We start from the raw sequence: 24,513 nt of genomic DNA, 5'->3' as shown, positions 1-24,513 counted from the left end.
GCTCGGCATCAGCCGGGGGTCACCGGAGCAGGTCGTCGACGGGTGGCGCTACTTCGGCTACCAGCCCGCCGAGGGCGAGGGGCACGCCGAGATGGCGCGTCGCCATGCCGACGTGTTCCTGGAGGTGCTCCGGGGTGAGGGCTTCGCCGAGCCGAACCCGCGCCCGATGTTCCCCAACCCGCCCGGTCTGCTCCGCGTCGAGCCGCACTCCGAGGGTCTGCGCAACCGGATCTGGTGGGGAGCGGTCTCGGACGCCACCGCCCGCTGGGCGGCCGAGAAGGGCATGCACCTGATGAGCTCGACGCTCAAGGCCGACGAGACCGGGGAGCCGTTCCACGTCCAGCAGCGCAAGCAGATCGAGGCCTTCCGGGACGCGTGGAAGGAGGCCGGGCACGCACACGAACCCCGGGTCTCGGTCAGCCGCTCGATCATGCCGATCACCACCGACCTCGACCGCGCCTACTTCGGCCACGAGGGCAGGAGTACCGACCAGGTCGGTCAGATCGAGGCCGACCTGCGCGCCGTCTTCGGTCGCACGTACGCCGCCGAGCCGGACCGGCTGGTCGCCCAGCTCGCCGAGGACGAGGGGATCGCGGCGGCCGACACGCTGCTGCTGACGGTGCCCAACCAGCTGGGGGTCGACTACAACGCCCACCTGCTGGAGTCCGTCCTCACCGACGTCGCACCCGCCTTGGGATGGCGCTGAAGGCCGGGTTCGGAAAGTGCTGAACGCCGGAGCCCGAGTGCTCGTGCTCCCGCCGGGATCGACCTCCAGTGGGCTGATTAGGGTGACCCCGTGAGTCCCTCCACCGCGTCCTCGCTGCACACGACCGAGATCGGCGACACCGGAGCGCGGGTGGTGTTCCTGCACGGGCTCTTCGGGCAGGGACGCAACTTCACCCAGATCGCCAAGGCGCTCGTGCCCGACCTGCGCTCGACCCTGGTCGACCTGCCCAACCACGGGCGGTCGCCGTGGCTGGACACCACCGACTACCCCGACCTCGCCGACACGGTCGCCGACCACCTGCGCGAGCGGTACGCCGACGACGGCCCGCTGCACCTGGTGGGGCACTCGATGGGCGGCAAGGTCGCGATGGTGCTGGCCCTGCGCCACCCTGAGCTCGTCGAGCGGCTCGTGGTCGTCGACATCTCGCCGGTCCCCAGCGGCGGCGCGGGCGAGTTCGAGCACCTGCTGGACAGTCTGGCGCGCCTGGACCTCGACAGCCTCGAGCGGCGCAGCGACGCCGACGAGGCGCTCGCGCCGTACATCGACGACGAGCGGGTGCGAGGCTTCCTGCTGCAGAACCTGCGCAGCGGCAAGGAGGGGTTCGGCTGGCAGGCCAACCTGGACCTGCTGCGCGCCGAGCTCGCCACGATCGCGGGCATGCCCGAGGTCTCCGGCTCGTTCGAGCGCCCGGTGCTCTGGATGGCGGGCGAGCACTCGCCCTACGTACAGCCCGACCACGCGCCGCGGATGCGTGAGCTCTTCCCGACCACCCGGCTGGTCACCGTCAAGGGGGCCGGCCACTGGGTGCACTCCGAGCAGCCGGACGCGTTCGTCTCCGCTCTGCGAGTCTTCCTCACCGCCGACTGACGTCGACGCTTTCCCGGTGCGCGCCGTCCGCGAGGCCTAGCCTCGTCGGTGGGGGCCCGAGCCCCTCTGCCCACCAGGGAGGCTGTCGCACCCATGGACCGCAGCAGCAGCGCCGACGCGGCGGGGAGCTGCCGGGCTCGATCGTCGTCGACCGCAACGTGCTGGAGTGGCGGCTGGACCCCACCTCGCCGTACCGGCTGGCTGCGGTGACCGCGGAGAGCCGGGTGGTCGTGGTCTGCAGCCAGGGCTACAGCTCGACGCTGGCTGCCGCCTCGTTGCGGTCGCTCGGTCTGGCTCGGGCGACCGACCTCGGGGACGGCTTCCAGGGCCTGCTCGCGGCCGACGTCCTGCCTCGGCTGCTGGCCGCCGCCGCGCGGGTGACGCGGTGAGCGCCGAGGTCTGCTGAGATCCGGGTCTGGTCGGGGCGTCACGGGGTACACCGAGACCATGTGGTTCGACACCTGGTCCGATGTCCTGCGGGTGCTCCTGGTGGGCCCTGCCTCCTATGCCGCGCTCGTCCTGCTCCTGCGCCTCTCCGGCAAACGCACGTTGGCGAAACTGAACGCGTTCGACTTCGTGATCACCGTCGCGTTCGGTTCGACGCTGGCGACGATCTTCCTGAGCACCGACGTCTCCTGGGTCGAGGGGGTGGTGGCGCTGGGGATGCTGGCACTGCTCCAGTTCCTCGCCGCCGTCGTGGCCTCCCGGGTGCCCGGCGGGCGTGCCCTGGTCACGGCGCGGCCCACGCTGGTGCTGCGCGACGGCCGGATGTTGACCGACGCGCTGCGCGACCAGCGACTCACCGAGGGGGAGGTGCGGCAGGCGATCCGGGGGACAGGCGCCGGTGACGTCGCCGCGATCGCCGCGGTCGTGCTGGAGAGCGACGGCAGCCTCAGCGTCATCGCGCGGGAGAACGCGGGCGACGGGTCCGCACTCGCCGACGTGCGTCCCGGAGCACGTCAGCCCTGAGGGACCAGCACCTGGTGCTCGCGGTTGCGACACGGGCCCCGGGGGTACGAGGGGGGAGGCACATCCGCCGGAGAGAAACGAGGGAGCGCTGTGAGCATCATCGGAGTGATCATCGCGGGCATCATCATCGGCCTGCTCGGCAAGTTCGTCGCCCCGGGCGACAAGGACAACATTCCTATCTGGCTCACGCTGCTGTGCGGCATCGGCGGCGTCATCCTGGGCTGGTACATCTACAGCGCCTTCGGCGGCAGCGGGGACACCTCCGGAGTCGACTGGGTGCGCTGGATCGTCGCCATCGTCACCGCGGCCGTCCTGGTCGTGATCGCCTCGACCGTGACGGGCCGCAACACCTCCGACCGGCACTGATCGAGGGCGGGCACGGGATCCGGACCGACACCAGGGTCGCTGACCGGCCGGAGCACCTCCGGCCGGTCGGCGACCGCTAGTCTCCGACGGCCCCGTCCGTCGTCACTCCCCGGAGCCCGACCCATGAGCCGTCCCCTGCGTGCCCTGCTCCTCCCGAGCGCCGAGATCACCGAGGAGCGCCTGCGCGAGATCTGGCGCCTGCGGCTGGAGATGCTCACGCTGACGCGCTCGGAGGAGCAGGACTGGCAGGAGTTCCGAGCCGCCGTCGTCGGACCGGACCGATACGTCTTCGTCTTCGTCGACCCCAGCGACACCGCGCAGGGCTTCTTCACCATCGCGATGCTCCCGGTCGACGTCGAGCGACGCCGACTGCTGCTGATGTTCTCCAAGTTCTTCTACTTCCGCCGCGCCTACCGCGGACACCCCAGAACGATCCTCGCGCCGTGGCGACTGGTGCCGATCGCGCTGCGGACCTTCGGCCCGCGCAGCCTGCACTTCGTGACGACGGCCTTCCCGCAGAGCTATGTCTCGCTGACCCGGACCTCCGGGCGCACCTGGTCGCTGCGCGACGAGGCCACCCCGGCGTGGGCGCGCCAAGCGCTGGTCGCCTTCGCGCAGGCGTTCTACCCGACCTCCTTCGACGCCGCCGAGGGCGTGGTGCGCGGAGCCAACGTCGCCGACGGCGAGTCGCTGCCGCTGTCGGGCAGCGCCCGCCGCCTGGCCGAGCGCTACGAGGCGCTCAACCCGACCTGGCGCGAGGGCGTCACCCTGCCGATCCTCTTCTCGGTGGACGCCCGACTGGTGTGGACCAACCTGACCCGGGTGCTCCGGCGCTCCGCACGCCGCGGCTGAGTCAGCGGCCCAGCCCCCGGTGCTTGGGTGCGATGGGCGCCACGGGTACCGCGGTGCCCACGCTGAGCCCGTCGATGGGCGTCACGACGATCTGTGACTGCTCCGGGAAGTCGGCATCGACGGTGGCGGTTCCACCACTGGTGAAACACCGGAAGGTCTTGTCCAGGCTCCGGGTGTCCAGGATGCCTGATCCGTTCGCGGTCGAGTAGGAGGAGTACTTCGATCCGTAGCCCAGCAGTTCGTAGAACCCGCTCTCGGCCCAGAAGTGGCAGTTGATGGCGGTGTCCGCGGCCGACATCAGCGAGATCACCGAGTAACTCACCTGATAGACGCCCGGCTCGAGACCGAGGTCGAGCACGAAGCTCCCGACGCCGGCCTGCGGGGGGATCCGGAAGATCTGACTGTGCGTCTGCAGGTCGGTCGCGTGCAGACCGTCCACCTGGTCGGCGTTGAGCCGGGCGACCCGCTGTCGGGAGTTGACGGCCAGCGGTGGGGCGGAGCGCTTGGTCGTGAGCTTGAGCGCCGGACCGGAGCCGGTGTTCTTCACGACGGCGGTGCGGGTCTCCTTGTTGGTCTTGCCCAGCAGCAGCGGCTTGCCGTTGGCGGCGTAGGCGGCGAGATTGGCGCCGCCGATCAGGACGGCGGCTGCGGCGACCACGCCGACTGCTCGATTCAGGCCCATCGGTCTCTTCCTTTCATCGGAACCCGGACCTCTCGACCCTTCCGTGTCCACACCGGGTTGGGAATGGGCACTTCGAGCCATCTGCCGTGGTCATCTGCCGTGGTCGTCCCACCGGGCGAGCCTGTTCACCCGGCCCTGCTCTCGGTACCTTGCGGCGTGCACCCGAACTCGGAGGAGACCTCATGACGCGCGCGCCGCACCCGGCCGACACCCACGACCTGATCCGGGTCCGGGGCGCCCGCGCGAACAACCTCCGCGGCGTCGACCTCGACCTGCCGAAGCGGCGGCTGACGGTCTTCACCGGGGTCTCCGGGTCGGGCAAGAGTTCGTTGCTCTTCGCCACGATCGCCGCGGAGTCCCAGCGGATGATCAACGAGACCTACAGCTCCTTCGTGCAGGGCTTCATGCCGATGCTGGCGCGCCCCGAGGTCGACGTCCTCGACGGCCTGACCACCGCGATCATCGTCGACCAGGAGCGGCTCGGCGCCCACCCGCGCTCCACGGTGGGCACGGCGACCGACGCCAACGCCCTGCTGCGCATCCTGTTCTCCCGGCTCGGGAAGCCGTACGTCGGCCCGCCCACCGCGTTCTCGTTCAACGTGCCCACCCGGACGGCCAGCGGCGTGATGAGCACCGAGAAGGGCGGCCGGGTCCAGAAGGAGGTGGTCCGCAACGCCGTCTACCTCGGCGGCATGTGTCCGCGTTGCGAGGGCACCGGCTCGGTCAAGGAGTTCGACCGGACGGCCCTGTACGACGACAGCCTCTCGCTCAACGGCGGCGCCCTGAAGGTGCCCGGCTTCAGCATGGACGGCTGGTACGGCCGGATCTTCGCCGGCTCCGGCCACTTCGACATGGACAAGCCGATCGCGAAGTTCACCAAGAAGGAGCTCGAGCAGCTGCTCCACGGGGAGCCGACGAAGATCAAGGTGGCGGGCGTCAACCTGACCTACGAGGGCCTGATCCCCAAGATCCAGAAGTCGATGCTCTCCAAGGACCTCGAGGCGATGCAGCCGCACATTCGTGCCTTCGTGGAGCGGGCGGTCACCTTCGCCGACTGCCCGGACTGCGACGGCACCCGACTGAGCGCCGAGGCCAGGTCCGCGAAGGTCCACGGACGGAACATCGCCGAGCTCTGTGCGATGCAGATCAGCGACCTCGCCGGCTGGGTGCGCGACCTCGACGAGCCCTCGGTGGCGCCGCTGACGACGGCGCTGGCGGACCTGCTCGGCGCGTTCGTGGAGATCGGGCTCGGCTACCTGTCGCTGGACCGGCCCTCGGGCACCCTGTCCGGCGGCGAAGCGCAGCGCACCAAGATGATCCGCCACCTCGGCTCCTCGCTGACCGACGTCACCTACGTCTTCGACGAGCCCACGATCGGGCTGCACCCGCACGACATCGAGCGGATGAACGCCCTGCTGCTCCAACTGCGCGACAAGGGCAACACGGTCCTGGTCGTGGAGCACAAGCCGGAGACGATCGCGATCGCCGACCACGCCGTCGACCTCGGGCCCGGGGCCGGCTCCGAGGGCGGCACGGTCTGCTTCGAGGGCACCGTGGAGGAGCTGCGGGCCAGCGACACCGTCACCGGCCGTCACCTCGATGACCGGGCGTCGCTCAAGCAGGCGGTGCGCACGGCGGCATCGACGCTGGAGATCCGCGGTGCCGACACCCACAACCTGAGGGACGTCGACGTCGACGTGCCACTGGGCGTGCTCTGCGTGATCACCGGCGTGGCCGGCTCGGGCAAGAGCTCGCTGGTGCAGGGCTCGATCGCCGGTCGCGACGGCGTGATCATGGTGGACCAGTCGGCGATCAAGGGCTCACGACGCAGCAACCCGGCGACGTACACCGGCCTGCTCGACCCGATCCGCAAGGCCTTCGCGAAGGCGAACGGCGTGAAGCCCGCCCTGTTCAGCTCCAACTCCGAGGGCGCCTGCGGCTCGTGCAACGGCGCCGGGGTGATCTTCACCGAGCTCGGGGTGATGGCCACGGTCGAGTCGACGTGCGAGGAGTGCGAGGGCAGGCGTTTCCAGGCCGAGGTGCTGGAGTACACGTTCGGCGGCAGGAACATCAGCGAGGTGCTCGCGATGTCGGTGACCGAGGCCGAGGCGTTCTTCGGCGAAGGGGAGGCCCGGACCCCGGCGGCGCACGCGATCCTGCACCGGCTCGTGGACGTCGGGCTGGGCTACCTCAGCCTCGGTCAGCCCCTCACCACGCTCTCCGGCGGCGAGCGCCAGCGGCTCAAGCTGGCCACCCACCTCGGGGGGAAGGGCGACGTCCACGTCCTCGACGAGCCCACCTCGGGTCTGCACCTGGCCGACGTGGAGCAGCTGCTCGGTCTGCTCGACCGGCTCGTCGACTCAGGCAGGTCGGTGATCGTCGTCGAGCACCACCAGGCGGTGATGGCGCACGCGGACTGGATCATCGACCTCGGCCCGGGCGCCGGCCACGACGGCGGCCGGATCGTCTTCGAGGGCACACCGGCCGACCTGGTGGCGGCCCGGTCGACGCTCACCGGCGAGCACCTGGCGGCGTACGTCGGCTGAGCCGTGCTGGCCTGCCGGGCGGGCTACCGACGAGGAGACAGGGCAGGTCCGAGCCAGCGGCCGACGAAGGCGCGCAGGTCGTCGGCCGAGCGCGGGGTCGCCGAGGGGTCCAGCAACAGCGAGAGCATCAGCCGCATCGTGATCTCGGCCAGCGAGTCGAGCTCCTCGTCCCGCACGCCGACGGACTCCCAGTCGATCGCGAGGTCGCGCAACACCTGACCGCCGAGACCGAGCGCGGCGGCGGAGGTGACGCCGCGACCGAACAGCTCGCGGTCGTCGGCCTGGAGCAGCAGCCCGATGCTGGGCTCGCGCGGGATCTCCTGGACCGCGAAGACGATCGACTCCGTCACCGCCTCGAGCGGGGTCGTGGCCGCGGACAGGTGGGCCGTCATCCGCTCGATGAAGTCGGTGGCGCCGGCCTCGGCCACCGCGGACAACAGTTCGCCCATGTTCGCGAAGTAGCGGTAGACGGTCTGCCGGGTGACGCCCACCTCCTCGGCCACGCTGGACAGCGTCGTCCGGGGCACGCCCAGGCGTTCGATGCAGCGGGTCGTGGCCGCGATGATCCGCTCGCGGGCGAGCTCCTCAGTGCGCGGCGGGTCGCCCTGCCAGCCGTGGTGGCCCACGGGTCAGGCCCCGACCGTGGCCGGCCGCCGGCGGCGCCGGTAGAGCATCATCAGCAGGACGTCGATGGCCAGGAAGCAGGCGATCACGTACGGGCCGCTGCCGATCGGGGTGCCCGCCTCGGTGATCCCGTTCTCCGCCGCGAGGTACGCCGGCAGCGCGGCGAGCCAGAGCACGCTGTGCACCACCACGAAGGCGAGCGGGAAGACCGCGACGAACGCGTTGAGCGGGGGCGGCTCCACTGGGCCGGGCGAGCGCCACTCACGCAGCAGGATCCAGGCGCCGGCCAGCCAGATCAGACCCAGCTCCACGCCCAGGACCCACGCCTGGGCGGTGACGTGGGGCGAGTCACCACCCAGGAGGCTGAAGGGGATCCCGGCGATCAGCATGCCGAGCGGGGTCAGGGCGCCCGCAGCGACGGTGCGCAGCGCGATCGACACGCCCGAACGAGGGGGGCGTGCGTCGGCGTCCACGCCCACCCAGCGGACGACGAGGTAGGTCAGCACGCCGAGGGAGACCGAGGCGAAGAGGACCATGCTGGTCATCGGCACCGAGGCGAGCATCGGGTGGTTCACCTGCACGTTGTCGGTGTTCCACGCCCACCACTTCAGCTGCGGACCCAGGTGGTCGAAGACCTCGTAGAAGACCTGGCAGACGAAGGCCACGGCGATGGCGCCGACCAGCGCGCCGCGGCGCGCGAAGATCCCCAGGGTGCGGACGAGCTCGTAGGCCAGGGCGCTGATCGCCGGGTAGAACGCCACGATGTAGAGCGGCAGCCGGCCGTACATGAACTGCACGGTGAACTCGTTGTGGGCGAAGATGAAGCCGTAGATCTCGTCCAGACCGAACCACTCCGGGAAGTACAGCGGAGGCTCGGTGACGGCCAGGTAGACCAGCGAGGCGAACCAGAGGGCCAGGTTGGTCGGGTCGCCCTCGCGCCGGAGCCGACGTACGGCGTGCACCAGCGCGAAGACGGCTCCACCGATGATCAGTACCTCGAGCACCGGCTGGGTCCAGTTGGCGAGGTCGGCCGGGTGGGTGAACGAGACCACCGGGTCGACCTGATGGCAGTCGAACCCGAGCTCGCGGGTGAGGGCCTCGGCCGCGGGGTCGCAGGTGACGCTCATGCGAGCGCCTCGGCCTTCTCCGTGGGGGCCGCCTCGGAGTAGTCGGTCGCGGGCGGGTCGAGCAAAGGATCGAACCCGAAGGGCACCGTGGTCCTGCCCAGAGCGGCCTTCACCTGGTGACGCGCCAGCCCGAACAGCACCCGGGGACTGCGGAACATCTCCCCGAGGGTCTCGTCGAGGTTGAACACGCGCGCGAAGTGCTCGTCGATCACCTGATCCTCACGGGCAGCGCCGGTGATGGTGTTGAAGACCGGCCAGGTCATCGCTGCCACGATGCGTCGCTGCCAGCTCGGCAGCGACTCGGTGCCGGTGGCGCACTCGAAGCCCTGGTCGCGAGCCATGGCGAGCTTCCACGGCACGTCGAGCGTCGCGACCTGTTCGCGCAGGAAGTCGCCGGCGAACGAGCCGTCGAGGGAGGTCGCGTCCTCGAGGGCGCCCTGCAACTGGACGGCCGAGCGTGCGGCCGAGCTCATCCCCTGGCCGTAGAACGGGTTGAACGCGCAGATCGAGTCGCCGATGAAGACCAGCCCGCGCGGTGGGGTGGGGAGCTGGTCGTAGCGGCGCCACTTGTTGCCCGTCGAGCGGGTGAGGTGCACCTCAGAGGTGGGCGTGCTCCGCTTCATCGCGTCCGCGAAGACCGGAGTGCGCAGGCGCTCGGCGGAGGCGGTGAAGTCCTCGACGGTGCGCGGCATCTCCAGGCCCCACGAGCCCATGCATGCGATCGCGCGGCCGTTCTCGAGGGGGAAGAAGTTCGACAGGAACGAGTGCTCCGCGGGGCGGTCGCGGGCGTCGTCCTGGGTCGGCATCACGATCAGGTGGCGCCACCACCAGGAGTCCGGGCGTTCGCTTTCGGGGGGCAGGTCGTACCAGCGGGAGATGTAGGTGACCTTGGCGTCGAGCGTCTTGACCGGCACCGCCGGCCAGCCGGCGCTCTCGATCCAGTCCGCCACCGAGGAGCCTCGACCCAGGGCGTCGACGACCAGGTCGGCGGCGAGGACCTCCGACGGGCCGTCGCCGGCCTGGAGACGGACGCCGGTCACGGCGCTGCCCGGCCCGCTGGGTGCGGAGAACTCCAGGCCCTGGACCGCGACTCCCTCGCGGATCGTCACGTTGGGCAGCGCCCGCACCCGGTCGCGCAGCACCCGCTCGATCAGGATCCGCGAGGAGTAGATCATCGTCATCGTGGACCGTTTGCGGGGAGCCCACCCGGTCTCCTCCAGGTACGCCGCGTCCAGTGACGGCATCAGGGGCATCCCGCCCGCGGCGATCAGGTCGTCCTCGAAGCCGGGGAACAGGGTGCCGATCGATCGGCGGCCGGCGTTGAGCAGGAAGTGCGGGTGCTTGCTCTGGGGCACCCCTCGGCGGTGCTCGGCATCGGCCGGCAGCACGTCACGCTCGAGGACCACCACCTCCTCGACATGGGGAGCGAGTGCGCCGGCGGCACAGAGGCCGGCCACGCTCCCGCCGAGGACCACAGCGGTCGTGGCAAGGGTCATCATGTGCTCCTGTTCATACATTCATCCAGAACGTGTATGAATGTATGAACGGCGGTGGGAGTCGTCAAGAAGGCCGCCCGCCTGCTGGCCAGGTATCTGGACCGGTGGGGTGGCTCTCCTCGGGGATGACTGTCCACCCAACTCAGTGAGGTCCTCATGCCCAGGAAGAACCGCGAGTTCGTGCTCGACGTCATCGAGTCCCGGGAGGCCCGCCCGGCCCGCTTCGAGCCGGAACGCGTCCTGCGCGGCTCCCTCGTGCCCGAGGCGGAGGAGTCGTTGTCCGCCCTGAAGGCGACCAAGGGGGCCGACAAGGTCCTGAAGAAGTTCCCGGGGATCCTCGATCTCGACCTGTGGTTCCCGATGGCGACCTTCACGGTCGGCGCCAAGTACGGCCGGGCGAAGTACCTCGACATCTGGGACGCCGACCACTTCGACGACTTCACCGACATGCAGAGCTGCCTCGACGCGGACCGCGCCTGGTTCTCCTCGTCCGAGCACGCCTTCTGGGGGTCGGCGACCACGAAGACCGGTCGGATCAACTGCTACTTCGAGGCGCCGGACGAGGGGCGCTACAACTGCCACGTGCGGCTGCAGAGCCACGGCGGGCCTGCGGTGGTCGAGTGCCTGATCGACGACTCGTCGTTCGGCAACCTGCCGGTCGACGGCCTGATCGACCAACCGCACCTGGCCGACCTCGGCCCGGGCGGCCACCACTTCCGGATCCGGCAGGTGTCGGGATCGTTCTTCTTCCTCAGCCTCAGGGTCTGGCGCGTGGGCTGAGGGCACCCCAGGACGGGACGTTCGTCCCTTCCGACGCCGAGCAGCCCGGCGCGATGCTGGAAGCCATCGCAGATTCCAGCGCTGGGAGGCCGCCATGGAGTCCGACAACACCCGTCCCATCGTGGTCGCGGTCGGCAACGACCCCGTCGACAGCGCGCTGGAGTTCGCTGCCGCGGAGGCGGCCCGGATCGGCTGCGGGGTGCACCTGGTCCACGCCGTGCACGTGGTGCCGACCGGACCCGAGATGGTGCTTCTCGACTTCGGCGACATCGAGCGGATGGGTCGCGAGACCCTGCGCGCCGCCGTGGCCACGGCCGAGGGCATGGTGGGTGACGAGACTCGGCTCACCAGCGAGGTCGACGACGGGCCGCCGGTGCGCACGGTCGTCGACGCCGGGCGGAATGCGCGGATGATCGTGGTCCAGCGCACCGACGTGAACTGGCTGATGCGCGCGGTACGACGCTCGGTCGCGCACGGAGTGGCGCGGCATGCCCAGGTGCCGGTGGTGTCGGTGCCCGACGGGTGGCACGAGAGGTCCGAACCGAGCGACGGCCCCGGCCGCGTCACCCTGGGCGTGGACATCCCGGACCGCTGCCGCCCGCTGCTGGCGGCGGCGCTGAGCGAGGCCCGCGGCCGCGGCGCGGAGCTGGAGATCCTGCACACCTGGTGGTTCCCCAGCCTGTACGACGACGTCGTGACCGATCGGATCGCCCAGGACAGCTGGACGCTGACCACGCGGCACGAGATCGAGGACATCCTCCTCGAGTTCGACAAGGAGGCGGCCGGCGTGGACGTCACCGTGACCACCCGGCACGCCGATCCAGCGGCGGCCCTGATCGAGGCCTCCCGGCACTCGCGGCTCGTGGTCGTGGGGCGTCACGACCCGCTGATCGCGATGGGCTCGCACCTCGGGCCCGTGGTGCGGGCCGTGCTGCGCCGGGCCGAGTGCCCGGTCCTCCTCGCCAACCCCGGCGAACTGAGGACGGACGACCTCAGCGCTTGAAGGCGCGCACCCGCAGCCGGAACGGCCGCCCGTCGTCGCGCGGCTCGCCCTGGCAGGAGAACCGAGCCTTCACCCAGCAGCGGTAGCGCGTCGAGGCGTTGACCAGGGTGACGGTGACGCTGCGCACCTCGCGGGCACTGAAGCCGACGGTGGTGCGGCCCTGACGACCCTCGAGCCGGACCAGGCGCCGGATCGGCGCGGCATTGCGGCGCTGCACCAGCACGTAGACCGCGGGGCCGGTGCGAGCCACCGGCACGTCGACGTCGATGCGCAGCCGCCAGCGCCGACCGCCCAGTGTCTCGCCGGGCAGGACCAGGGCGCTGCGCGCGGCCAGGTGGTCGATCGTCACCCGTGCTGCGCGGCGGGCGTTGCCGGACCCCAGGGTCCAGCGCCGGGCCGGCGGTGCCTTCGGCCAGTGCCGGCCCTCGGCGTAGCTCAGGGCCGGCGCGGTGTTGGCGCCGGAGTACGCCGCCAGGACGCCCGGCAGTCCGCCGTACCGACCCAGCGCCGCGGCGACCGCGTCGACCGAGTAGTGGTCCGGAGCGCCGGGGAAGGTCGCGGCCTTGTTCCAGATCGTGCGCACGATCTTCGGCCCGAAGTGGCTGCTGAGGAACTCGAAGAACGGCCAGTTGCCGTACTGGTTGAACCCGGACTCGCGGTGCGTGTCCAACGGGGTCGCGGGGTCCGCCAGCTGACCGAAGGGCAAATACTGGCGGTTGTCGTTGACGCCGTCGGCGAAGCGCTCCTCGATCCAGGTGGCGGTGGCCTCCATGAACCACGGGTCCTCGCCGTAGTCGTAGCCGAACTGGATGGCGTGGAAGAACTCGTGGGCGGCCGTGACGCGCAGCGCCTCGATCGGCCGGGCGTGGTACTGCTCACGGGAGAAGTCGTTGTCGAGCACGCAGTAGCCCGAGGCCCGCCACTTGCTGCCCGGCTTGCGCCGCTCCGGGGCGCAGTAGCCGTAGAAGCCGCGCGAACCGAGGTCCTTGAGGTAGACGTCGAAGGTGGAGTCGCCGCCGCGGCGTCCGTCCTTGAGTGGTGGCCGGTAGCCCAGCTGGTCGACCTCGCGCTTCCAGACCTGGTTCATCGTCTGCAGGGTCTTCTTCCGCCAGCCGGCTCCCGGCGGGGCGTCCTTGCCCTCGCGCACCCAGTGCAGGCAGAAGTGGCCCTCGCACTGCCGGCGGGTCTTCGCCTTCGCGGGGTACCCGTCGCCGTACGGGTCGTCGGCGTTGTCGGTGGGCCGGGCGAGCACGCCGTTCGCCCGCTTGCGCTCCTCGCCCTCGAGGGCGGGCAGCGCGACGAAGAGGTCCCGCAGCGCCAGCGTCACCTCGTCGGGGTCGAGGGGTGTACGGCGACGCGCGGTCAACGACGGCCCGGTGCCCAGCAGTTGCTCGGCCCGGGTCAGTGCCGCCAGCGCCGCCTCCGGGCGGGCAGCCTGGCCGGCCTCCCGGCCGGAGGTGGCGGCGCGGTCCTCGGCGCTCGACGACGAGGCGTGCAGGACCGACGCGGGCGCGATCGACAGGGCGAGGCCCGCGGCCACGGCTGCCGCGAGAGTGCGACGCATGGGTGTTCCCTCCTGGCGCTTGCCGGGATCAGCTGGTGGAGGAGATCTTCTCGATCAGCGCGGTGGTCGAGATGGCGGGCGTGCGGGGCAGGTAGACGACCTCGCAGATGTCCTCGAACTCGTCGAAGCGACCGGCCCAGTCATCGCCCATCACCAGCACGTCGGCGCCGAACCGGGTGATGTACTCCCGCTTGAGCTCGAGGCTCTCCTCGACGAAGACCTCGTCGACGGGCTTGAGTGCCGCCACGATCGCCATCCGCTCGCCCTCGCTGAAGACCGGCTCCCGGCCCTTCTTGCGCAGGTTCAGGGCGTCGGCGGAGACCCCGACGACCAGTCGGTCGCCCAGCTCGGCTGCCCGCTGGATCACCCGGAGGTGGCCGACGTGGAACACGTCGAACGTGCCGAAGGTGATGACGGTGCGCGACATGCCGGGAATTGTGGCACGCGCGCAGGCGCTGGCCCGAAACCTCAGCGGGCTCGGCGAGGGGGCGGCGGGGCCGTGGTGGACAATCGGGCCCGATGGCCACCGCAATGATCACCTCGGACCCCGCCGCCGACCAGGTACGCCGTACCGCGCTGCGGCGGATGCGCACGCTCGCGCTCGCCCTGCTGCTCTTCGCGGCCGCGGTCTACGTCGTCACGATCGGGCGCGACGGCGTGCTGGGCTTCGTCAACGCCGGCGCCGAGGCCTCGATGGTGGGGGCGATCGCGGACTGGTTCGCGGTGACCGCGCTCTTCCGGCACCCGCTGGGCCTGAAGATCCCGCACACCGCGCTGATCCCCGAACGCAAGAACGAGCTGGGCAAGGGGTTGGAGGAGTTCTTCGGCGAGAACTTCCTCCAGGAGGGGATCATCCGCGACCGGATCCGGCTCGCCACCATCTCGCTGCGGGTGGGCCAGTGGCTCGCCGAGCCCGCCAACGCGCGCCGGGTGGTCGACGAGGTCGCCGAGGTGGCCGCGATCGGGCTGGGCAAGGTGCGTGACGAGCACATCTCCGACCTGGTCAGCGAGGCGTTGGTGCCGCGGTTCCGCGAGGAGCCGATCTCGCCGCTGCTCGGTGGACTGCTGCACGAGACGGTCGCCGACGACCTGCACCACGGACTGGTCGACCTGGTGCTCCAGGAGCTGCACGGCTGGCTGGTCGACAACCCGGACACAGTCGCCGAGATCCTGGGGGAGCGGGCGCCCTGGTGGACCCCGCCGCGGCTCAACGACGTGGTCACGTCGCGGATCAACGTCGAGCTCGTGCGTTGGGTGGCCGACATCCGCGACGACCCGCGGCACCACGCGCGGGAGGCCCTCGACTCGATGCTGGCCCAGCTCGCCCGCGACCTGCTGGAGGACCCGGACACCCAGGCGCGCACCGAGGCGCTCAAGGAACGGATCCTCGACCACCCGCAGGTGCTCGAGACGAGCGTCTCGCTGTGGAACTCGCTGCGCCGGATGCTGCTCAGCTCGCTGGCCGACCCCGAGGGCGCCGTCCGCACTCGGATGCTGACCGAGGTCTGCCGGTTCGCCGAGCGGCTGCTGGCCGAGGAGGAGCTGCGCGCCAAGCTCGACGAGACGGCCGCGGACGCCGCCGTCTTCGCGGTGGGCCGCTACGGCGCCGAGCTGACCGCGGTGATCACTCACACGATCGAGCGCTGGGACGGCAACGAGGCGGCCGAGCGGATCGAGCTGCACGTCGGTCGCGACCTGCAGTTCATCCGGATCAACGGCACCATCGTGGGTGGGCTGGTCGGGGTGGCGATCCACACGGTCGCCGTCCTCGTCGGCTGACTGCCAGACTGGACCCATGAGCGAGCCGATCGACGTTGCCATCTCCGACCGGTCCATCCGACTGGGCCAGTTCCTCAAGCTCGCCAACCTGATCGAGAGCGGAGCCGAGGCCAAGCCCGTGGTCACCTCGGGAGAGGTGCAGGTCAACGGTGAGGTGGAGACCCGGCGCGGACGCCAGCTCGTCCTGGGCGACGTGGTCACCCTCGGTGGGGTGTCCGCCCGGGTCTCCGACCAAGCGGTCGACGATCTGCCCTGGTGAAGGAGTGGTGGGGCTCAGCTGACGCCGAGCAGGTCCACCACGAAGATCAGCGTCTCGCCCGGCTTGATCACGCCACCGGCGCCACGGTCGCCGTAGCCCAGGTGCGGCGGGATCACGAGCTGGCGGCGGCCGCCGACCTTCATGCCCTGCACGCCCTGGTCCCAGCCGGAGATGACCTGGCCGACGCCGAGACGGAACTGCAGCGGCGTGCCGCGGTTGTACGACGCGTCGAACTCCTCGCCGCTGGAGTGCGCGACGCCCACGTAGTGCACGGAGACGGTGTTGCCCTCGACCGCCTCGGCGCCGTCACCGACGGTGACATCGGTGACGACCAGATCGGTCGGGGGCTCAGGGTCGAAGAAGTCGATCTCAGGCTTGTCCATGCCCAGGACCCTATGCCGATCAGGTCTGGTGGACGTAACTGTCCAGCTGGTCGCGTTCGAACTCGAGCTGGTCGATGCGGTGCTTCACGACGTCGCCGATGCTGATGATCCCGGTGATCCGGTCGTCGGCCAGGACCGGCACGTGCCGGATCCGACGTTCGGTCATCGTCTTCATCAGGTCGTCGAGCAGGGTGTCCGACCCGGTGGTGTGGACCTCGGTCGTCATGATCGTGGCCACCGCGTGGTCGAGGACCGCCTCGGAGTCGTGCAGGCGTCGGACGACGTCGCGTTCGCTCACGATGCCGTCGACCTTCACCCCGTCACTGCTGACGATGAGGGCCCCCACGTTGTGCTGGGCGAGCAGCCCGATCAGCTCGCGCACGCTGGCGCCGGGGTTGATGGTGATGACGTCGTGACTCGCCTTGGCCTGGAGCACGTCGCGGATGCGCATCGGGGCCCCTTTCAGTGGATCCAGTGGTGCTTCCGACGCTACTCAGCCCGGGCGTCGTCGTACAGCGAAACGCGCCAGGTCGTGAGACGTCAGGGGGAGGAGGGGTCCTCGGCGTCGTCGCGGGAGGCCTGGCTGCGCTCGCGGTGGGAGCGCAGGTCGCTGACCGATCCCGGCCCGGCACGGCGCGCGTCGGGGTCGTCGTCGTCGCCCGAGGCGGTGCCGAGGAAGGAGAGCGCGGCCTCGTGCAGGTGACCGTTGGACGCGAGCGCGTTGCCCCCGAACGGGCCGTCGGTGCCGTCCAGCGAGGTGAACCGACCACCGGCCTCCCGCACGATCACGTCCAGCGCGGCCATGTCGTAGAGCTCCAGCTCGGGCTCGGCGGCCAGGTCCACCGCTCCCTCGGCCAGCAGCATGTAGGACCAGAAGTCGCCGTACGCACGCGTGCGCCAGCAGCGCCGGGTCAGCGACAGGAAGTCGTCGAGCCGGCCCCGCTCGTCCCAGCCCGACAGCGACGAGTAGGAGAACGAGGCGTCCTCCAGGCGGCGTACGTCGGAGACCTGGCACCGGGTCGCCTTGAGCAGGGACTTGCCGGTCCAGGCGCCGTTGCCCGCCGAAGCCCACCAGCGCCGCTGCAGCTGGGGTGCGGAGACCACGCCCAGCACCACCTCGTCGTCGACGATCAGGGAGATCAGGGTGGCCCAGACCGGCACCCCCCGGACGAAGTTCTTCGTGCCGTCGATGGGGTCGACCACCCAGCGGCGCTGGCTGTGACCGGTGCTGCCCTGCTCCTCACCGACCACGGCGTCGCGAGAGCGGACCCGGGCGAGGGTGCGGCGGATGCCCTCCTCGACGCCCTGGTCGGCGTCGGTCACCGGGGTCAGGTCGGGCTTGCTCATCACGTGCAGGTCCAGTGACTTGAAGCGGTCCTGGGTGAGCGAGTCGGCGTCGTCGGCGAGGAGGTGCGCCAGGCGCAGGTCGTCGGTGTAGTCGCGGGAACCCGGGGTCGGCATGGGCACAGGCTATTCCTCGAGGGGCGCAACGCCGCGGCCACGTGGCGTCTAGGGTCGGTGCATGGAGTTGAACGGGGTGCCGCTGCACCCCCTGGTCGTCCACGCGGCCGTGGTCTTCGTCCCGCTGGCGGCGCTCGGTGCCCTGGTCCTGGCGCTGGTGCCCCGGTGGCGCTGGGCAGTGCGGACCCCGACCCTCGTGCTCGCCGTCGTCGCTGCCCTCTCGGCGCAGCTCGCCGCCTTCAGCGGCGAGGACTTCATGCACCGGCTAAGCGCCCACACCGAACTGGTCGACACCCACCAGATGTGGGGGGACCGTCTGGTGATCGCGATGTGGGTGCTGGCTGCGCTGACGGCGGCCGGCTGGTGGCTGCTGCCGTTCACCAGCCCCCTGCCCGGGCGGCCCGAGCGTGCCTCACGCGTCCCGGTGCTGGTGCTGCCGATGGTGCTCGGGCTGCCGGTGGTGGCGATCGCCGTGCTCGGGCTGGTCGTGCTCACCGGCGACGCGGGCGCCCGCTCCGCCTGGGGCGGTCAGTAGCTCGAGTCGCTGCGGGCGGCCAGCAGCCGACGGAACGACTCCACCCGCTCCGGGTCGGCCTCGCCGGCGGTGACCGCCACGTCGAGACCGCACTCGGGTTCGTCGGTGCCGTGGGTGCAGCCGCGCGGGCACTCCTCGGTCATCTCGTCGAGGTCCGGGAAGGCGCCGATCAGCTGTTCGGGCTGGACGTGGGCCAGCCCGAAGGAACGGATGCCGGGGGTGTCCACGATCCAGCCGCCCCCGTCGGGCAGCTCCAGCATGAAGGCCGAGGTGGAGGTGTGCCGACCACGCCCGGTGACGGTGTTGACGACGCCCACCTCACGGTGGGCGTCGGGCACGAGCGCGTTGACCAGGGTGGACTTGCCGACCCCGCTGTGGCCGATCATCACGCTGGTGCGCCCCCGCAGCCGGTCGCGGAGCTCGGAGAGGTCGCCGCCGCGCTGGGTGACCACCCACGGCACGCCCAACGACCGGTAGGTGCTGAGCAGGATCTCCGGGTCGGCCAGGTCGGCCTTGGTCAGGCAGAGCAGCGGCTGCATGCGGGCGTCGTACGCCGCCACCAGGGCCCGGTCGATCAGGCGCGGGCGCGGCTCGGGGTCGGCCAGCGCCGTGACGATCACCAGCTGCGAGGCGTTGGCCACGATCACCCGCTCGACGGGGTCGTCGTCGTCGGCGGTCCGGCGCAGCATCGCCGTGCGCTCGTGCACCTCGACGATCCGGGCCAGGGAGCCGTCGGCCCCCGAGGTGTCCCCGACAACCCGTACCCGGTCGCCGACCACCACGCCCTTGCGGCCCAGCGGGCGGGCCTTCATCGCCATCACCTTGACGGCCTCGTCGCCCTCGCCGACCCAGAGCGTGAACCGGCCGCGGTCGACGGTCACCACCACGCCGTCCACGGCGTCGTCGTACGTCGGGCGCTCCTTGGTGCGCGGCCGGGTACGACGCCGCGGCCGGTCGTAGTGCTCCTGGTCGTGCTCGGAGTAGCGGCTCACCACAGACCTGACCAGAACGCCGCGAAGCCGGGGAAGGTCTTGGAGGTGGTGTCGATGTTCTCCACCCGGACGTCGTCCACGGCGGCACCGACGATCACGCCCGCGTGCGCCATCCGGTGGTCGGCGTAGGTGTGGAAGTCGCCGCCGTGCAGGGGGGCCGGCGCGATGCTCAGCCCGTCGTCGTGCTCGGTGACGTCGGAGCCCAGCGCGGTCAGCTCGGTGGCCAACGCCGCCAGGCGATCGGTCTCGTGCCCGCGGATGTGGGCGATGCCGCGCAGGTGCGAGGGCGAGTCGGCCAGGGCGCAGAGCGCGGCGACGGCGGGCGCGAGCTCCCCGACGTCGTGCAGGTCGACGTCGATGCCCTCGAGGGTTCCGGTGCCACGGACCCGGAGCCCGGCCTCCACGAAGTCCACCTCGCAGCCCATCCGGGCCAGGATCTCGCGCAGCGCGTCCCCGGCCTGGGTGGTCCGGCGCGGCCAGTCGCGGACGACCACGGTGCCGTTCGACACGGCGGCCAGGGCGAGGAACGGCGCCGCGTTGGACAGGTCGGGCTCGATCACGTGGTCGGTGGCCCGGACCGGGCCGGGTGCGACCGCCCAGCGGTCGGTGACGCCGTCGTCGACGGCGACGCCGTGCTCGCGAAGCATCGCCACGGTCATCTCGATGTGGGGGAGCGACGGAACCGGCGGGCCCTCGTGCCGGACCTCGATGCCCTGCTCGTACCGCGCGCCGGCCAGCAGCAGGGCGGAGATGAACTGCGACGACGCCGAGGCATCCACCACCACCCGGCCGCCGGTGACCGACCCGGCGCCGCGGACCGTGAAGGGCAGGGTGCCGCGCCCCCCGTCCTCGATCCCCACGCCCAGGGTGCGCAGCGCCGACAGCACCTCACCGATCGGACGGGTGCGCATGTGGGGATCGCCGTCGAAGGCCACGGCCCCGGTGGAGAGCCCGGCGATCGGCGGCACGAACCGCATCACGGTCCCGGCCAGGCCGCAGTCGACCTCGGCGTCGGCGACGAAGGGACCCGGCGTGACCGTCCAGTCGTCGCCCGAGGTGTCGACCCGCGAGCCCAGCGCGGAGAGGGCGCCGGCCATCAGCAGGGTGTCGCGCGAGCGCAGGGCGCGGCGTACGACGCTGGGTCCGTCGGCGATGGCCGCCAGCACCAGGGCCCGGTTGGTCAGCGACTTGCTGCCGGGCAACGACACCGTGGCCTCGACGGGCCGGCGGGCGCGGGGCGCCGGCCAGAGGTCGGTGGGCGCAGATCCTGGTGTCGTCACCCACGCAGACTATCGGCGGCTCAGCCGACCTGCGCCTTGGCCAGCTTGGCCTCCCGTCGCGCCGAGGCGGCGAGGTGGCGGCCCTGGCGTCGGGCGTCCTTCGCGGCGTGCCGCGCGCGCCAGGCGACGCCGGGCTTGCCGTCGGTGTCGCCCGCGGCGATCAGCAGTCCGCCGAGCACCGAGACGTTCTTGAAGAAGTGCAGCTTCTGCTGGGTACGGGCGCTCTCCTCGGACTGCTCCCAGAACCGGTGACCGGCCATCGTGGTGGGCACCAGCGAGGCGGCCAGCACGGCCGCCGAGGTGCGCGGCGCCTTCCCGGTCGCGAGACCTGCGGCGGCGACGAGCTGCAGTCCGGCGTTGATCCGGACCAGCGTGGTCGGGTCCTCGGGCACCGGCGCCGAAGGGGCCGCCTTCTTGACCAGCGGCACGAGACGGTCGGTCAGGGGAGTGGACCTGTCGGCGAGGTCCTTGGCGTTCCTGAGGGCGCTGACACCCCCGACGACGAAGATGGACGCGAGCATGGGACGGGCGATCAGTCTGCTGACGGTCATGAGTCCTTCATACCCGATCGGTCCCGGGGCACACGCGGCCGTAGGGTTTGTCGCGTGTGTGGTCGCTACGCGTCGAGCCGACGTCCGGAGGATCTCGTCGAGGAGTTCGAGATCGTCGAGAACCGCGTGCCCACGCCCCTGCCGGCCGACTGGAACGTCGCCCCCACCAAGGAGGTCTACGCCGTCGTCGTGCGCCCGCCGTCGCGCGAGTCCGAGGAGCCGGCGCAGCGTCAGCTCCGGGTGCTGACCTGGGGGCTGGTGCCGTCGTGGGCGAAGGATCCCTCGATCGGCAACCGGATGATCAACGCCCGGATGGAGACGGTGGCCGAGAAGCCGGCCTACCGCCGGGCCTTCGCGACGCGCCGCTGCCTGCTGCCGGCCGACGGCTACTTCGAGTGGTACCCCACCGAGGAGCTCACCGCGTCCGGCAAGCCGCGCAAGCAGCCCTTCTTCATCCGGCCCAAGGACCACGGGACCCTGGCGATGGCGGGCCTCTACGAGATCTGGCGCGACCCCACCAAGGCCGACGACGACCCGGAACGGTTCCGGTGGACCTGCACGGTGATCACCACCGACGCCGAGGACTCGCTGGGCCACATCCACGACCGGATGCCGCTGATGGTCGAACGCGAGCGTTGGGCGCAGTGGCTGGACCCCACGCCGGCCGACCAGGCCTCGTTGCTCGACCTGCTCGAGCCGGCCGCCCCGGGGCGGCTCGAGGCGTACCCCGTCTCGACCGCGGTCGGCAACGTGCGCAACAACGGGCCCGAGCTGGTCGAGCCGCTGCCCCTGGCGGAGCCGTGAGCACCGAACGACGGGTGGACACCCCTCGCGGAGAGGCCCGTCTGGTCACCGACCGCGCCCGGCGCCCGATCGCCACCCTGCTGCTGGGGCACGGCGCCGGCAACGGCATCGAGAGCCGCGACCTCGTCGCGCTGGCGCAGTCGCTGCCCCGGCACGGGATCACCGTGGTCCGCCTCGAGCAGCCCTGGCGGGTGGCCGGTCGGAAGATCGCCACGCCGCCGGCCACCCTCGACGAGGCGCTGGTGGCCGCCGCCGACCAGCTCCGGGTACGTACCCCGCTCGTTCTCGGCGGCCGCTCCGCCGGTGCGCGCTCCGCAGCCCGCTGCGCCCGCCGGCTGGGGGCGGTCGGCTGCCTGGCGCTGGCCTTCCCGTTGCACCCGCCCGGCCGGCCCGAGAAGTCCCGGCTCGCCGAGCTGACCGGGGCCGGGGTGCCCACGCTGGTGGTGCAGGGGGAGCGCGACCCGATGGGGCGACCCGAGGAGTTCCCCGACGACCTGGACCTGGCCGTGGTGCCGGGCGGCGACCACGGGTTCGCCGTACCCGCGCGGGCAACGGTCTCCGCCGAGGAGGCGATGGGGATCGTGGTGGAGGCGACGCTGGAGTGGATCGTGCGGGAGGTCGTGGGGTCCGGGGACAGTCGGGAATGATCTGCGGGGACGGCTGGTTCTCCCCGTGTGCTCGCAGTACTCGAACCCCCGCCCGCCCGGCTACGCTGGTCGACGATGACTGACGTATCCGATGCCCCCCTCGACCCGTTCGACGCCGACCCTGTCGTCGACGTGGCCACCGAGACCGCCGACGAGCGCAACGCCCGGTTCGAGCGCGATGCCCTGCCGTTCCTCGACCAGTTGTACTCCGCCGCGATGCGGATGACCCGCAACCCCTCGGACGCCGAGGACCTGGTCCAGGAGACGTTCGCGAAGGCCTACTCGGCCTTCCACCAGTTCCGGCCCGGCACGAACCTCAAGGCGTGGCTGTACCGGATCCTGACCAACACCTTCATCAACACCTACCGCAAGAAGCAGCGTCAGCCGCAGCAGTCGATGTCCGAGGACGTCGAGGACTGGCAGTTGGCGCGCGCGGAGTCGCACACCTCGACGGGACTGAAGTCCGCCGAGATGGAGGCGCTGGAGCACCTCCCCGACTCCCAGGTGAAGGACGCCCTGCAGCGGCTGCCGGAGGAGTTCCGGCTCGCCGTCTACCTCGCCGACGTCGAGGGCTTCGCCTACAAGGAGATCGCCGAGATCATGGACACCCCCATCGGCACCGTCATGTCGCGTCTGCACCGCGGACGTCGCCAGCTGCGCGACATGCTCTCCGACTACGTCCGCACCAACGACCTGCTCCCGGTCAGCCGCGACGGAGGGAAGAAATGACCCAGAGCCACGATCACTCGCACGACGAGCCCTCGGACAGCGACTGCGCCGACTACCTCGAGCGGATCGTCTACTTCATCGACAACGAGCTCGACGAGGCCGACTGCTCGGTGGTGCGCGAACACCTGGACTCCTGCAACCCCTGCCTGGAGAAGTACCAGCTGCAGAGCACGGTGAAGTCCGTGGTCGCCCGCTCCTGCTCGGAGACGGCGCCCAACGACCTGCGCGAGCGGGTGGTGCTGCGCCTGCGCGCGGTCCAGGCCCGGATCAGCGAGACCGACTGACGACTGCCGGCAAGCGGACCCACGCGTTCGCCCGGAGACGACACGAGCCCCCAGCCGATCGGCTGGGGGCTCGTGCGTTGCTGCGAGGTTCGAATCAGGCGTTGGGGCGCTTGCCGTGGTTCGCCTTGTTCTTCTTGCGCGCGCGGCGCTTGCGTCCGGTCTTGCCCATGGTGTCCTCCTGGTGGAACCGCTGAAAGTGTTCTCGCCCCACGAGGGGACATCGGCCCATCCTCTCAAATGCCGCGCCCCAGAGGAAATCGGCCCCGGGAAATCGGCCCGGGACACTCAGTCCCAGGAAATCGGCCCGCCGGCGGCACGGCGTTCAGAGCCGGGCGAGGAAACGCTCCCCGTCCACGATCACCCGGGTCACCTCTCCGGTCCCGACGACCTTGCCGTTGCCGCTCAGATGCCGGGCTCCCACGGTGAACCGGTGCAGCCGACCGTCGACGTACGTCGCCGAGGCGGTGACCTCGACCTGCTGGCCGATCCCGCTGGCCGCCAGGTGCTCCAGGGAGACCCGCGTGCCCACGCTCGTTGACCCCTCGCTCAGCGCGGGTTCGATGGCGGCGCAGGTGGCGGCCTCGCACCAGGCCAGCAGCCGTGGCGTCGCCAGCACCGGCAGGCTGCCCGAGCCGAGCGCGGCGGCGGTGTCGTCCTCGGTGACCGTGAAGGTCAGGGTCGCGGCCAAGGACTGGGTGGGGTCGGTCATCGGTCCTCCAGGGTGGTGCGGAAGGCGATCAGGCGGACGCCGGGGACGGGCTCCCAGTCGCGCTCGGGGATCCGGTCGAAGCCGAGCCTGCGGTAGAGCCGGTGCGCGGCGGCCATCTGCTCCAGGCTGGACAGCACCACCGTCCGGGCGCCCTGCTCCCGGGCGCGGTCGACGCTGAGCCGGACGAGCGCCTCACCCACGCCACGACCCTGGGCGGTGGGGGAGACCGCCAGCATCCGGAACTCGCCCTCCCCGGGGCCGGCCAGTTCCCGCCACGGGGAGCCCGGCGGGCAGACCGTGACGTTGCCGAGCAGGTCGCCGGTCTCCTCGTCGGTGGCCACCCAGAGTTCGGCCTCCCGGGCCCGGGCGGCCGCGTCGCGCAGACGCTCCCGGTAGTCGTCCTCGGGTCCGTTCAGGTACGGCTCGTACGCCGCCTCGGTGATCGCGCCGGCCACGGCCAGGTCGTCGGCGCTCGCTCGTCGCAGCAGCACGCGGGC

Annotated in this window: 31 protein-coding genes; 16 read left to right on the top strand and 15 right to left on the bottom strand. The window is 71.2% G+C overall.

All coding sequences use genetic code 11. The features are described 5' to 3' along the window. The 6 genes from ABZE72_RS02270 to ABZE72_RS02245 form a co-directional block, all read left to right on the top strand. A partial coding sequence (locus ABZE72_RS02270; RefSeq protein WP_372727393.1) for an LLM class flavin-dependent oxidoreductase occupies nt 1–706 on the top strand: 706 nt, incomplete at its 5' end. Between the two features lie 90 nt (nt 707–796). Then, the gene (locus ABZE72_RS02265; RefSeq protein ID WP_372727392.1) at nt 797–1,594 is read left to right on the top strand and encodes an alpha/beta fold hydrolase; all 798 of its coding nucleotides are present in this window, start codon (nt 797–799) and stop codon (nt 1,592–1,594) included. Nucleotides 1,595–1,752: 158 nt separating this feature from the next. Continuing rightward, on the top strand, nt 1,753–1,983 hold the full coding sequence (locus ABZE72_RS02260; RefSeq protein ID WP_372727391.1) for a hypothetical protein: 231 nt from the start codon (nt 1,753–1,755) through the stop codon (nt 1,981–1,983). Between the two features lie 58 nt (nt 1,984–2,041). Continuing rightward, nucleotides 2,042–2,563, top strand: coding sequence for a DUF421 domain-containing protein (locus tag ABZE72_RS02255; RefSeq protein WP_372727390.1), 522 nt, complete (start codon nt 2,042–2,044; stop codon nt 2,561–2,563). A 90-nt stretch (nt 2,564–2,653) separates the two neighbouring features. Then, complete coding sequence (locus ABZE72_RS02250) at nt 2,654–2,929, top strand: GlsB/YeaQ/YmgE family stress response membrane protein (RefSeq protein WP_372727389.1); 276 nt, start codon at nt 2,654–2,656, stop codon at nt 2,927–2,929. Nucleotides 2,930–3,052: 123 nt separating this feature from the next. After that, entirely contained in the window at nt 3,053–3,781 is a 729-nt protein-coding gene (locus tag ABZE72_RS02245) for a hypothetical protein (RefSeq protein ID WP_372727388.1), read from the top strand. Nucleotide 3,782: 1 nt separating this feature from the next. Here the strand turns inward: ABZE72_RS02245 and ABZE72_RS02240 are convergent, their stop codons facing one another. Then, complete coding sequence (locus tag ABZE72_RS02240; protein WP_372727387.1) at nt 3,783–4,463, bottom strand: hypothetical protein; 681 nt, start codon at nt 4,461–4,463, stop codon at nt 3,783–3,785. 182 nt (nt 4,464–4,645) lie between these two features. Here ABZE72_RS02240 and ABZE72_RS02235 point away from each other — a divergent pair, with 182 nt between their 5' ends. After that, nucleotides 4,646–7,009 carry an ATP-binding cassette domain-containing protein gene (locus ABZE72_RS02235; RefSeq protein WP_372727386.1) on the top strand — a complete coding sequence of 788 codons (2,364 nt, stop codon included), beginning with the start codon at nt 4,646–4,648 and terminating at the stop codon, nt 7,007–7,009. A 23-nt stretch (nt 7,010–7,032) separates the two neighbouring features. Here the strand turns inward: ABZE72_RS02235 and ABZE72_RS02230 are convergent, their stop codons facing one another. The 3 genes from ABZE72_RS02230 to ABZE72_RS02220 are packed head-to-tail and all read right to left on the bottom strand — an operon-like array spanning nt 7,033 to nt 10,256. Next, the gene (locus ABZE72_RS02230) at nt 7,033–7,635 is read right to left on the bottom strand and encodes a TetR/AcrR family transcriptional regulator (RefSeq protein ID WP_372727385.1); all 603 of its coding nucleotides are present in this window, start codon (nt 7,633–7,635) and stop codon (nt 7,033–7,035) included. Between the two features lie 3 nt (nt 7,636–7,638). Further along, nucleotides 7,639–8,760: a hypothetical protein gene (locus ABZE72_RS02225; protein WP_372727384.1), complete on the bottom strand. Its 1,122-nt coding sequence runs from the start codon at nt 8,758–8,760 to the stop codon at nt 7,639–7,641. Continuing rightward, nucleotides 8,757–10,256, bottom strand: a complete 1,500-nt coding sequence (locus tag ABZE72_RS02220; protein ID WP_372727383.1) for an FAD-dependent oxidoreductase — start codon at nt 10,254–10,256, stop codon at nt 8,757–8,759. The genes ABZE72_RS02225 and ABZE72_RS02220 overlap by 4 nt, the downstream gene beginning before the upstream one ends. 156 nt (nt 10,257–10,412) lie before the next feature. Between ABZE72_RS02220 and ABZE72_RS02215 the strand changes: the two genes are divergently transcribed. After that, nucleotides 10,413–11,036, top strand: a complete 624-nt coding sequence (locus tag ABZE72_RS02215) for a hypothetical protein (RefSeq protein WP_372727382.1) — start codon at nt 10,413–10,415, stop codon at nt 11,034–11,036. Nucleotides 11,037–11,130: 94 nt separating this feature from the next. Then, nucleotides 11,131–12,039, top strand: a complete 909-nt coding sequence (locus ABZE72_RS02210; RefSeq protein WP_372727381.1) for a universal stress protein — start codon at nt 11,131–11,133, stop codon at nt 12,037–12,039. Here the strand turns inward: ABZE72_RS02210 and ABZE72_RS02205 are convergent. Both ABZE72_RS02205 and ABZE72_RS02200 read right to left on the bottom strand, forming a co-directional pair. After that, on the bottom strand, nt 12,029–13,603 hold the full coding sequence (locus ABZE72_RS02205; RefSeq protein WP_372727380.1) for an MXAN_6640 family putative metalloprotease: 1,575 nt from the start codon (nt 13,601–13,603) through the stop codon (nt 12,029–12,031). The two genes, ABZE72_RS02210 and ABZE72_RS02205, sit on opposite strands and share 11 nt — an antisense overlap. 28 nt (nt 13,604–13,631) lie before the next feature. Next, a complete protein-coding gene (locus tag ABZE72_RS02200; protein WP_372727379.1) occupies nt 13,632–14,030 on the bottom strand; it encodes an adenylyltransferase/cytidyltransferase family protein in 399 nt (132 codons plus the stop codon). 92 nt (nt 14,031–14,122) lie between these two features. Between ABZE72_RS02200 and ABZE72_RS02195 the strand changes: the two genes are divergently transcribed. Both ABZE72_RS02195 and ABZE72_RS02190 read left to right on the top strand, forming a co-directional pair. Then, nucleotides 14,123–15,382 (top strand): DUF445 domain-containing protein, encoded by a 1,260-nt coding sequence (locus tag ABZE72_RS02195; protein ID WP_372727378.1) that lies wholly within the window; start codon nt 14,123–14,125, stop codon nt 15,380–15,382. A 16-nt stretch (nt 15,383–15,398) separates the two neighbouring features. After that, a complete protein-coding gene (locus tag ABZE72_RS02190) occupies nt 15,399–15,641 on the top strand; it encodes an RNA-binding S4 domain-containing protein (RefSeq protein ID WP_372727377.1) in 243 nt (80 codons plus the stop codon). A gap of 14 nt (nt 15,642–15,655) precedes the next feature. On the opposite strand, the gene ABZE72_RS02185 is transcribed toward ABZE72_RS02190, so the two are convergent. The 3 genes from ABZE72_RS02185 to ABZE72_RS02175 all read right to left on the bottom strand — a co-directional run bounded on the left by ABZE72_RS02185 (nt 15,656) and on the right by ABZE72_RS02175 (nt 17,485). Next, on the bottom strand, nt 15,656–16,024 hold the full coding sequence (locus ABZE72_RS02185; RefSeq protein WP_372727376.1) for an FKBP-type peptidyl-prolyl cis-trans isomerase: 369 nt from the start codon (nt 16,022–16,024) through the stop codon (nt 15,656–15,658). A gap of 19 nt (nt 16,025–16,043) precedes the next feature. Further along, entirely contained in the window at nt 16,044–16,475 is a 432-nt protein-coding gene (locus tag ABZE72_RS02180) for a CBS domain-containing protein (protein WP_372727375.1), read from the bottom strand. A gap of 89 nt (nt 16,476–16,564) precedes the next feature. Then, nucleotides 16,565–17,485 carry an inositol monophosphatase gene (locus ABZE72_RS02175; protein ID WP_372727374.1) on the bottom strand — a complete coding sequence of 307 codons (921 nt, stop codon included), beginning with the start codon at nt 17,483–17,485 and terminating at the stop codon, nt 16,565–16,567. Between the two features lie 61 nt (nt 17,486–17,546). Between ABZE72_RS02175 and ABZE72_RS02170 the strand changes: the two genes are divergently transcribed. Then, a complete protein-coding gene (locus ABZE72_RS02170; RefSeq protein ID WP_372727373.1) occupies nt 17,547–18,020 on the top strand; it encodes a DUF2231 domain-containing protein in 474 nt (157 codons plus the stop codon). Here ABZE72_RS02170 and rsgA read toward each other — a convergent pair. Genes rsgA through ABZE72_RS02155 form a run of 3 tightly spaced genes read right to left on the bottom strand, consistent with a single transcriptional unit; the run spans nt 18,014 to nt 20,843 of the window. Further along, nucleotides 18,014–19,012: a ribosome small subunit-dependent GTPase A gene (rsgA, locus tag ABZE72_RS02165; protein ID WP_372727372.1), complete on the bottom strand. Its 999-nt coding sequence runs from the start codon at nt 19,010–19,012 to the stop codon at nt 18,014–18,016. The genes ABZE72_RS02170 and rsgA overlap by 7 nt on opposite strands. Then, on the bottom strand, nt 19,009–20,292 hold the full coding sequence (aroA, locus tag ABZE72_RS02160; RefSeq protein WP_372727371.1) for a 3-phosphoshikimate 1-carboxyvinyltransferase: 1,284 nt from the start codon (nt 20,290–20,292) through the stop codon (nt 19,009–19,011). The genes rsgA and aroA overlap by 4 nt, the downstream gene beginning before the upstream one ends. A 20-nt stretch (nt 20,293–20,312) precedes the next feature. Next, nucleotides 20,313–20,843, bottom strand: coding sequence for a DoxX family protein (locus tag ABZE72_RS02155; protein WP_372727370.1), 531 nt, complete (start codon nt 20,841–20,843; stop codon nt 20,313–20,315). Nucleotides 20,844–20,897: 54 nt separating this feature from the next. Between ABZE72_RS02155 and ABZE72_RS02150 the strand changes: the two genes are divergently transcribed. The 4 genes from ABZE72_RS02150 to rsrA all read left to right on the top strand — a co-directional run bounded on the left by ABZE72_RS02150 (nt 20,898) and on the right by rsrA (nt 23,307). Further along, nucleotides 20,898–21,647 (top strand): SOS response-associated peptidase, encoded by a 750-nt coding sequence (locus ABZE72_RS02150; protein ID WP_372727369.1) that lies wholly within the window; start codon nt 20,898–20,900, stop codon nt 21,645–21,647. Next, entirely contained in the window at nt 21,644–22,294 is a 651-nt protein-coding gene (locus ABZE72_RS02145) for an alpha/beta family hydrolase (protein ID WP_372727368.1), read from the top strand. Before ABZE72_RS02150 ends, ABZE72_RS02145 begins: the two co-directional genes overlap by 4 nt. Nucleotides 22,295–22,369: 75 nt before the next feature. Beyond that, nucleotides 22,370–23,023 carry a sigma-70 family RNA polymerase sigma factor gene (locus ABZE72_RS02140; RefSeq protein WP_372727367.1) on the top strand — a complete coding sequence of 218 codons (654 nt, stop codon included), beginning with the start codon at nt 22,370–22,372 and terminating at the stop codon, nt 23,021–23,023. Beyond that, a complete protein-coding gene (rsrA, locus tag ABZE72_RS02135) occupies nt 23,020–23,307 on the top strand; it encodes a mycothiol system anti-sigma-R factor (RefSeq protein ID WP_372727366.1) in 288 nt (95 codons plus the stop codon). The genes ABZE72_RS02140 and rsrA overlap by 4 nt, the downstream gene beginning before the upstream one ends. 94 nt (nt 23,308–23,401) lie before the next feature. On the opposite strand, the gene ABZE72_RS02130 is transcribed toward rsrA, so the two are convergent. The 3 genes from ABZE72_RS02130 to ABZE72_RS02120 all read right to left on the bottom strand — a co-directional run bounded on the left by ABZE72_RS02130 (nt 23,402) and on the right by ABZE72_RS02120 (nt 24,507). Beyond that, a complete protein-coding gene (locus ABZE72_RS02130; RefSeq protein WP_372727394.1) occupies nt 23,402–23,476 on the bottom strand; it encodes a 50S ribosomal protein bL37 in 75 nt (24 codons plus the stop codon). Nucleotides 23,477–23,629: 153 nt separating this feature from the next. Then, nucleotides 23,630–24,016: a thioesterase family protein gene (locus ABZE72_RS02125; protein ID WP_372727365.1), complete on the bottom strand. Its 387-nt coding sequence runs from the start codon at nt 24,014–24,016 to the stop codon at nt 23,630–23,632. Then, nucleotides 24,013–24,507 (bottom strand): GNAT family N-acetyltransferase, encoded by a 495-nt coding sequence (locus ABZE72_RS02120; protein WP_372727364.1) that lies wholly within the window; start codon nt 24,505–24,507, stop codon nt 24,013–24,015. Before ABZE72_RS02120 ends, ABZE72_RS02125 begins: the two co-directional genes overlap by 4 nt. Nucleotides 24,508–24,513: the final 6 nt, after the last annotated feature.

Source organism: Nocardioides sp., assembly GCF_041600255.1.
Classification (GTDB): Bacteria; Actinomycetota; Actinomycetes; order Propionibacteriales; family Nocardioidaceae; genus Nocardioides.
The sequence above is the reverse complement of the archived record's forward strand: the minus strand, read 5'-3'. Positions and strand labels throughout refer to the sequence as shown.

Bases quoted from the DNA above. Each gene is read 5' to 3' on its own strand.
- ABZE72_RS02255 (WP_372727390.1), top strand. From the start codon at position 2,042: ATGTGGTTCGACACCTGGTCCGATGTCCTGCGGGTGCTCCTGGTGGGC.
- ABZE72_RS02245 (WP_372727388.1), top strand. From the start codon at position 3,053: ATGAGCCGTCCCCTGCGTGCCCTGCTCCTCCCGAGCGCCGAGATCACC.
- ABZE72_RS02240 (WP_372727387.1), bottom strand. From the start codon at position 4,463: ATGGGCCTGAATCGAGCAGTCGGCGTGGTCGCCGCAGCCGCCGTCCTG.
- ABZE72_RS02235 (WP_372727386.1), top strand. From the start codon at position 4,646: ATGACGCGCGCGCCGCACCCGGCCGACACCCACGACCTGATCCGGGTC.
- ABZE72_RS02225 (WP_372727384.1), bottom strand. From the start codon at position 8,760: ATGAGCGTCACCTGCGACCCCGCGGCCGAGGCCCTCACCCGCGAGCTC.
- ABZE72_RS02220 (WP_372727383.1), bottom strand. From the start codon at position 10,256: ATGACCCTTGCCACGACCGCTGTGGTCCTCGGCGGGAGCGTGGCCGGC.
- ABZE72_RS02215 (WP_372727382.1), top strand. From the start codon at position 10,413: ATGCCCAGGAAGAACCGCGAGTTCGTGCTCGACGTCATCGAGTCCCGG.
- ABZE72_RS02210 (WP_372727381.1), top strand. From the start codon at position 11,131: ATGGAGTCCGACAACACCCGTCCCATCGTGGTCGCGGTCGGCAACGAC.
- ABZE72_RS02205 (WP_372727380.1), bottom strand. From the start codon at position 13,603: ATGCGTCGCACTCTCGCGGCAGCCGTGGCCGCGGGCCTCGCCCTGTCG.
- ABZE72_RS02200 (WP_372727379.1), bottom strand. From the start codon at position 14,030: ATGTCGCGCACCGTCATCACCTTCGGCACGTTCGACGTGTTCCACGTC.
- ABZE72_RS02195 (WP_372727378.1), top strand. From the start codon at position 14,123: ATGGCCACCGCAATGATCACCTCGGACCCCGCCGCCGACCAGGTACGC.
- ABZE72_RS02190 (WP_372727377.1), top strand. From the start codon at position 15,399: ATGAGCGAGCCGATCGACGTTGCCATCTCCGACCGGTCCATCCGACTG.
- ABZE72_RS02185 (WP_372727376.1), bottom strand. From the start codon at position 16,024: ATGGACAAGCCTGAGATCGACTTCTTCGACCCTGAGCCCCCGACCGAT.
- ABZE72_RS02180 (WP_372727375.1), bottom strand. From the start codon at position 16,475: ATGCGCATCCGCGACGTGCTCCAGGCCAAGGCGAGTCACGACGTCATC.
- ABZE72_RS02175 (WP_372727374.1), bottom strand. From the start codon at position 17,485: ATGCCGACCCCGGGTTCCCGCGACTACACCGACGACCTGCGCCTGGCG.
- ABZE72_RS02170 (WP_372727373.1), top strand. From the start codon at position 17,547: ATGGAGTTGAACGGGGTGCCGCTGCACCCCCTGGTCGTCCACGCGGCC.
- ABZE72_RS02155 (WP_372727370.1), bottom strand. From the start codon at position 20,843: ATGACCGTCAGCAGACTGATCGCCCGTCCCATGCTCGCGTCCATCTTC.
- ABZE72_RS02140 (WP_372727367.1), top strand. From the start codon at position 22,370: ATGACTGACGTATCCGATGCCCCCCTCGACCCGTTCGACGCCGACCCT.
- rsrA (WP_372727366.1), top strand. From the start codon at position 23,020: ATGACCCAGAGCCACGATCACTCGCACGACGAGCCCTCGGACAGCGAC.
- ABZE72_RS02125 (WP_372727365.1), bottom strand. From the start codon at position 24,016: ATGACCGACCCCACCCAGTCCTTGGCCGCGACCCTGACCTTCACGGTC.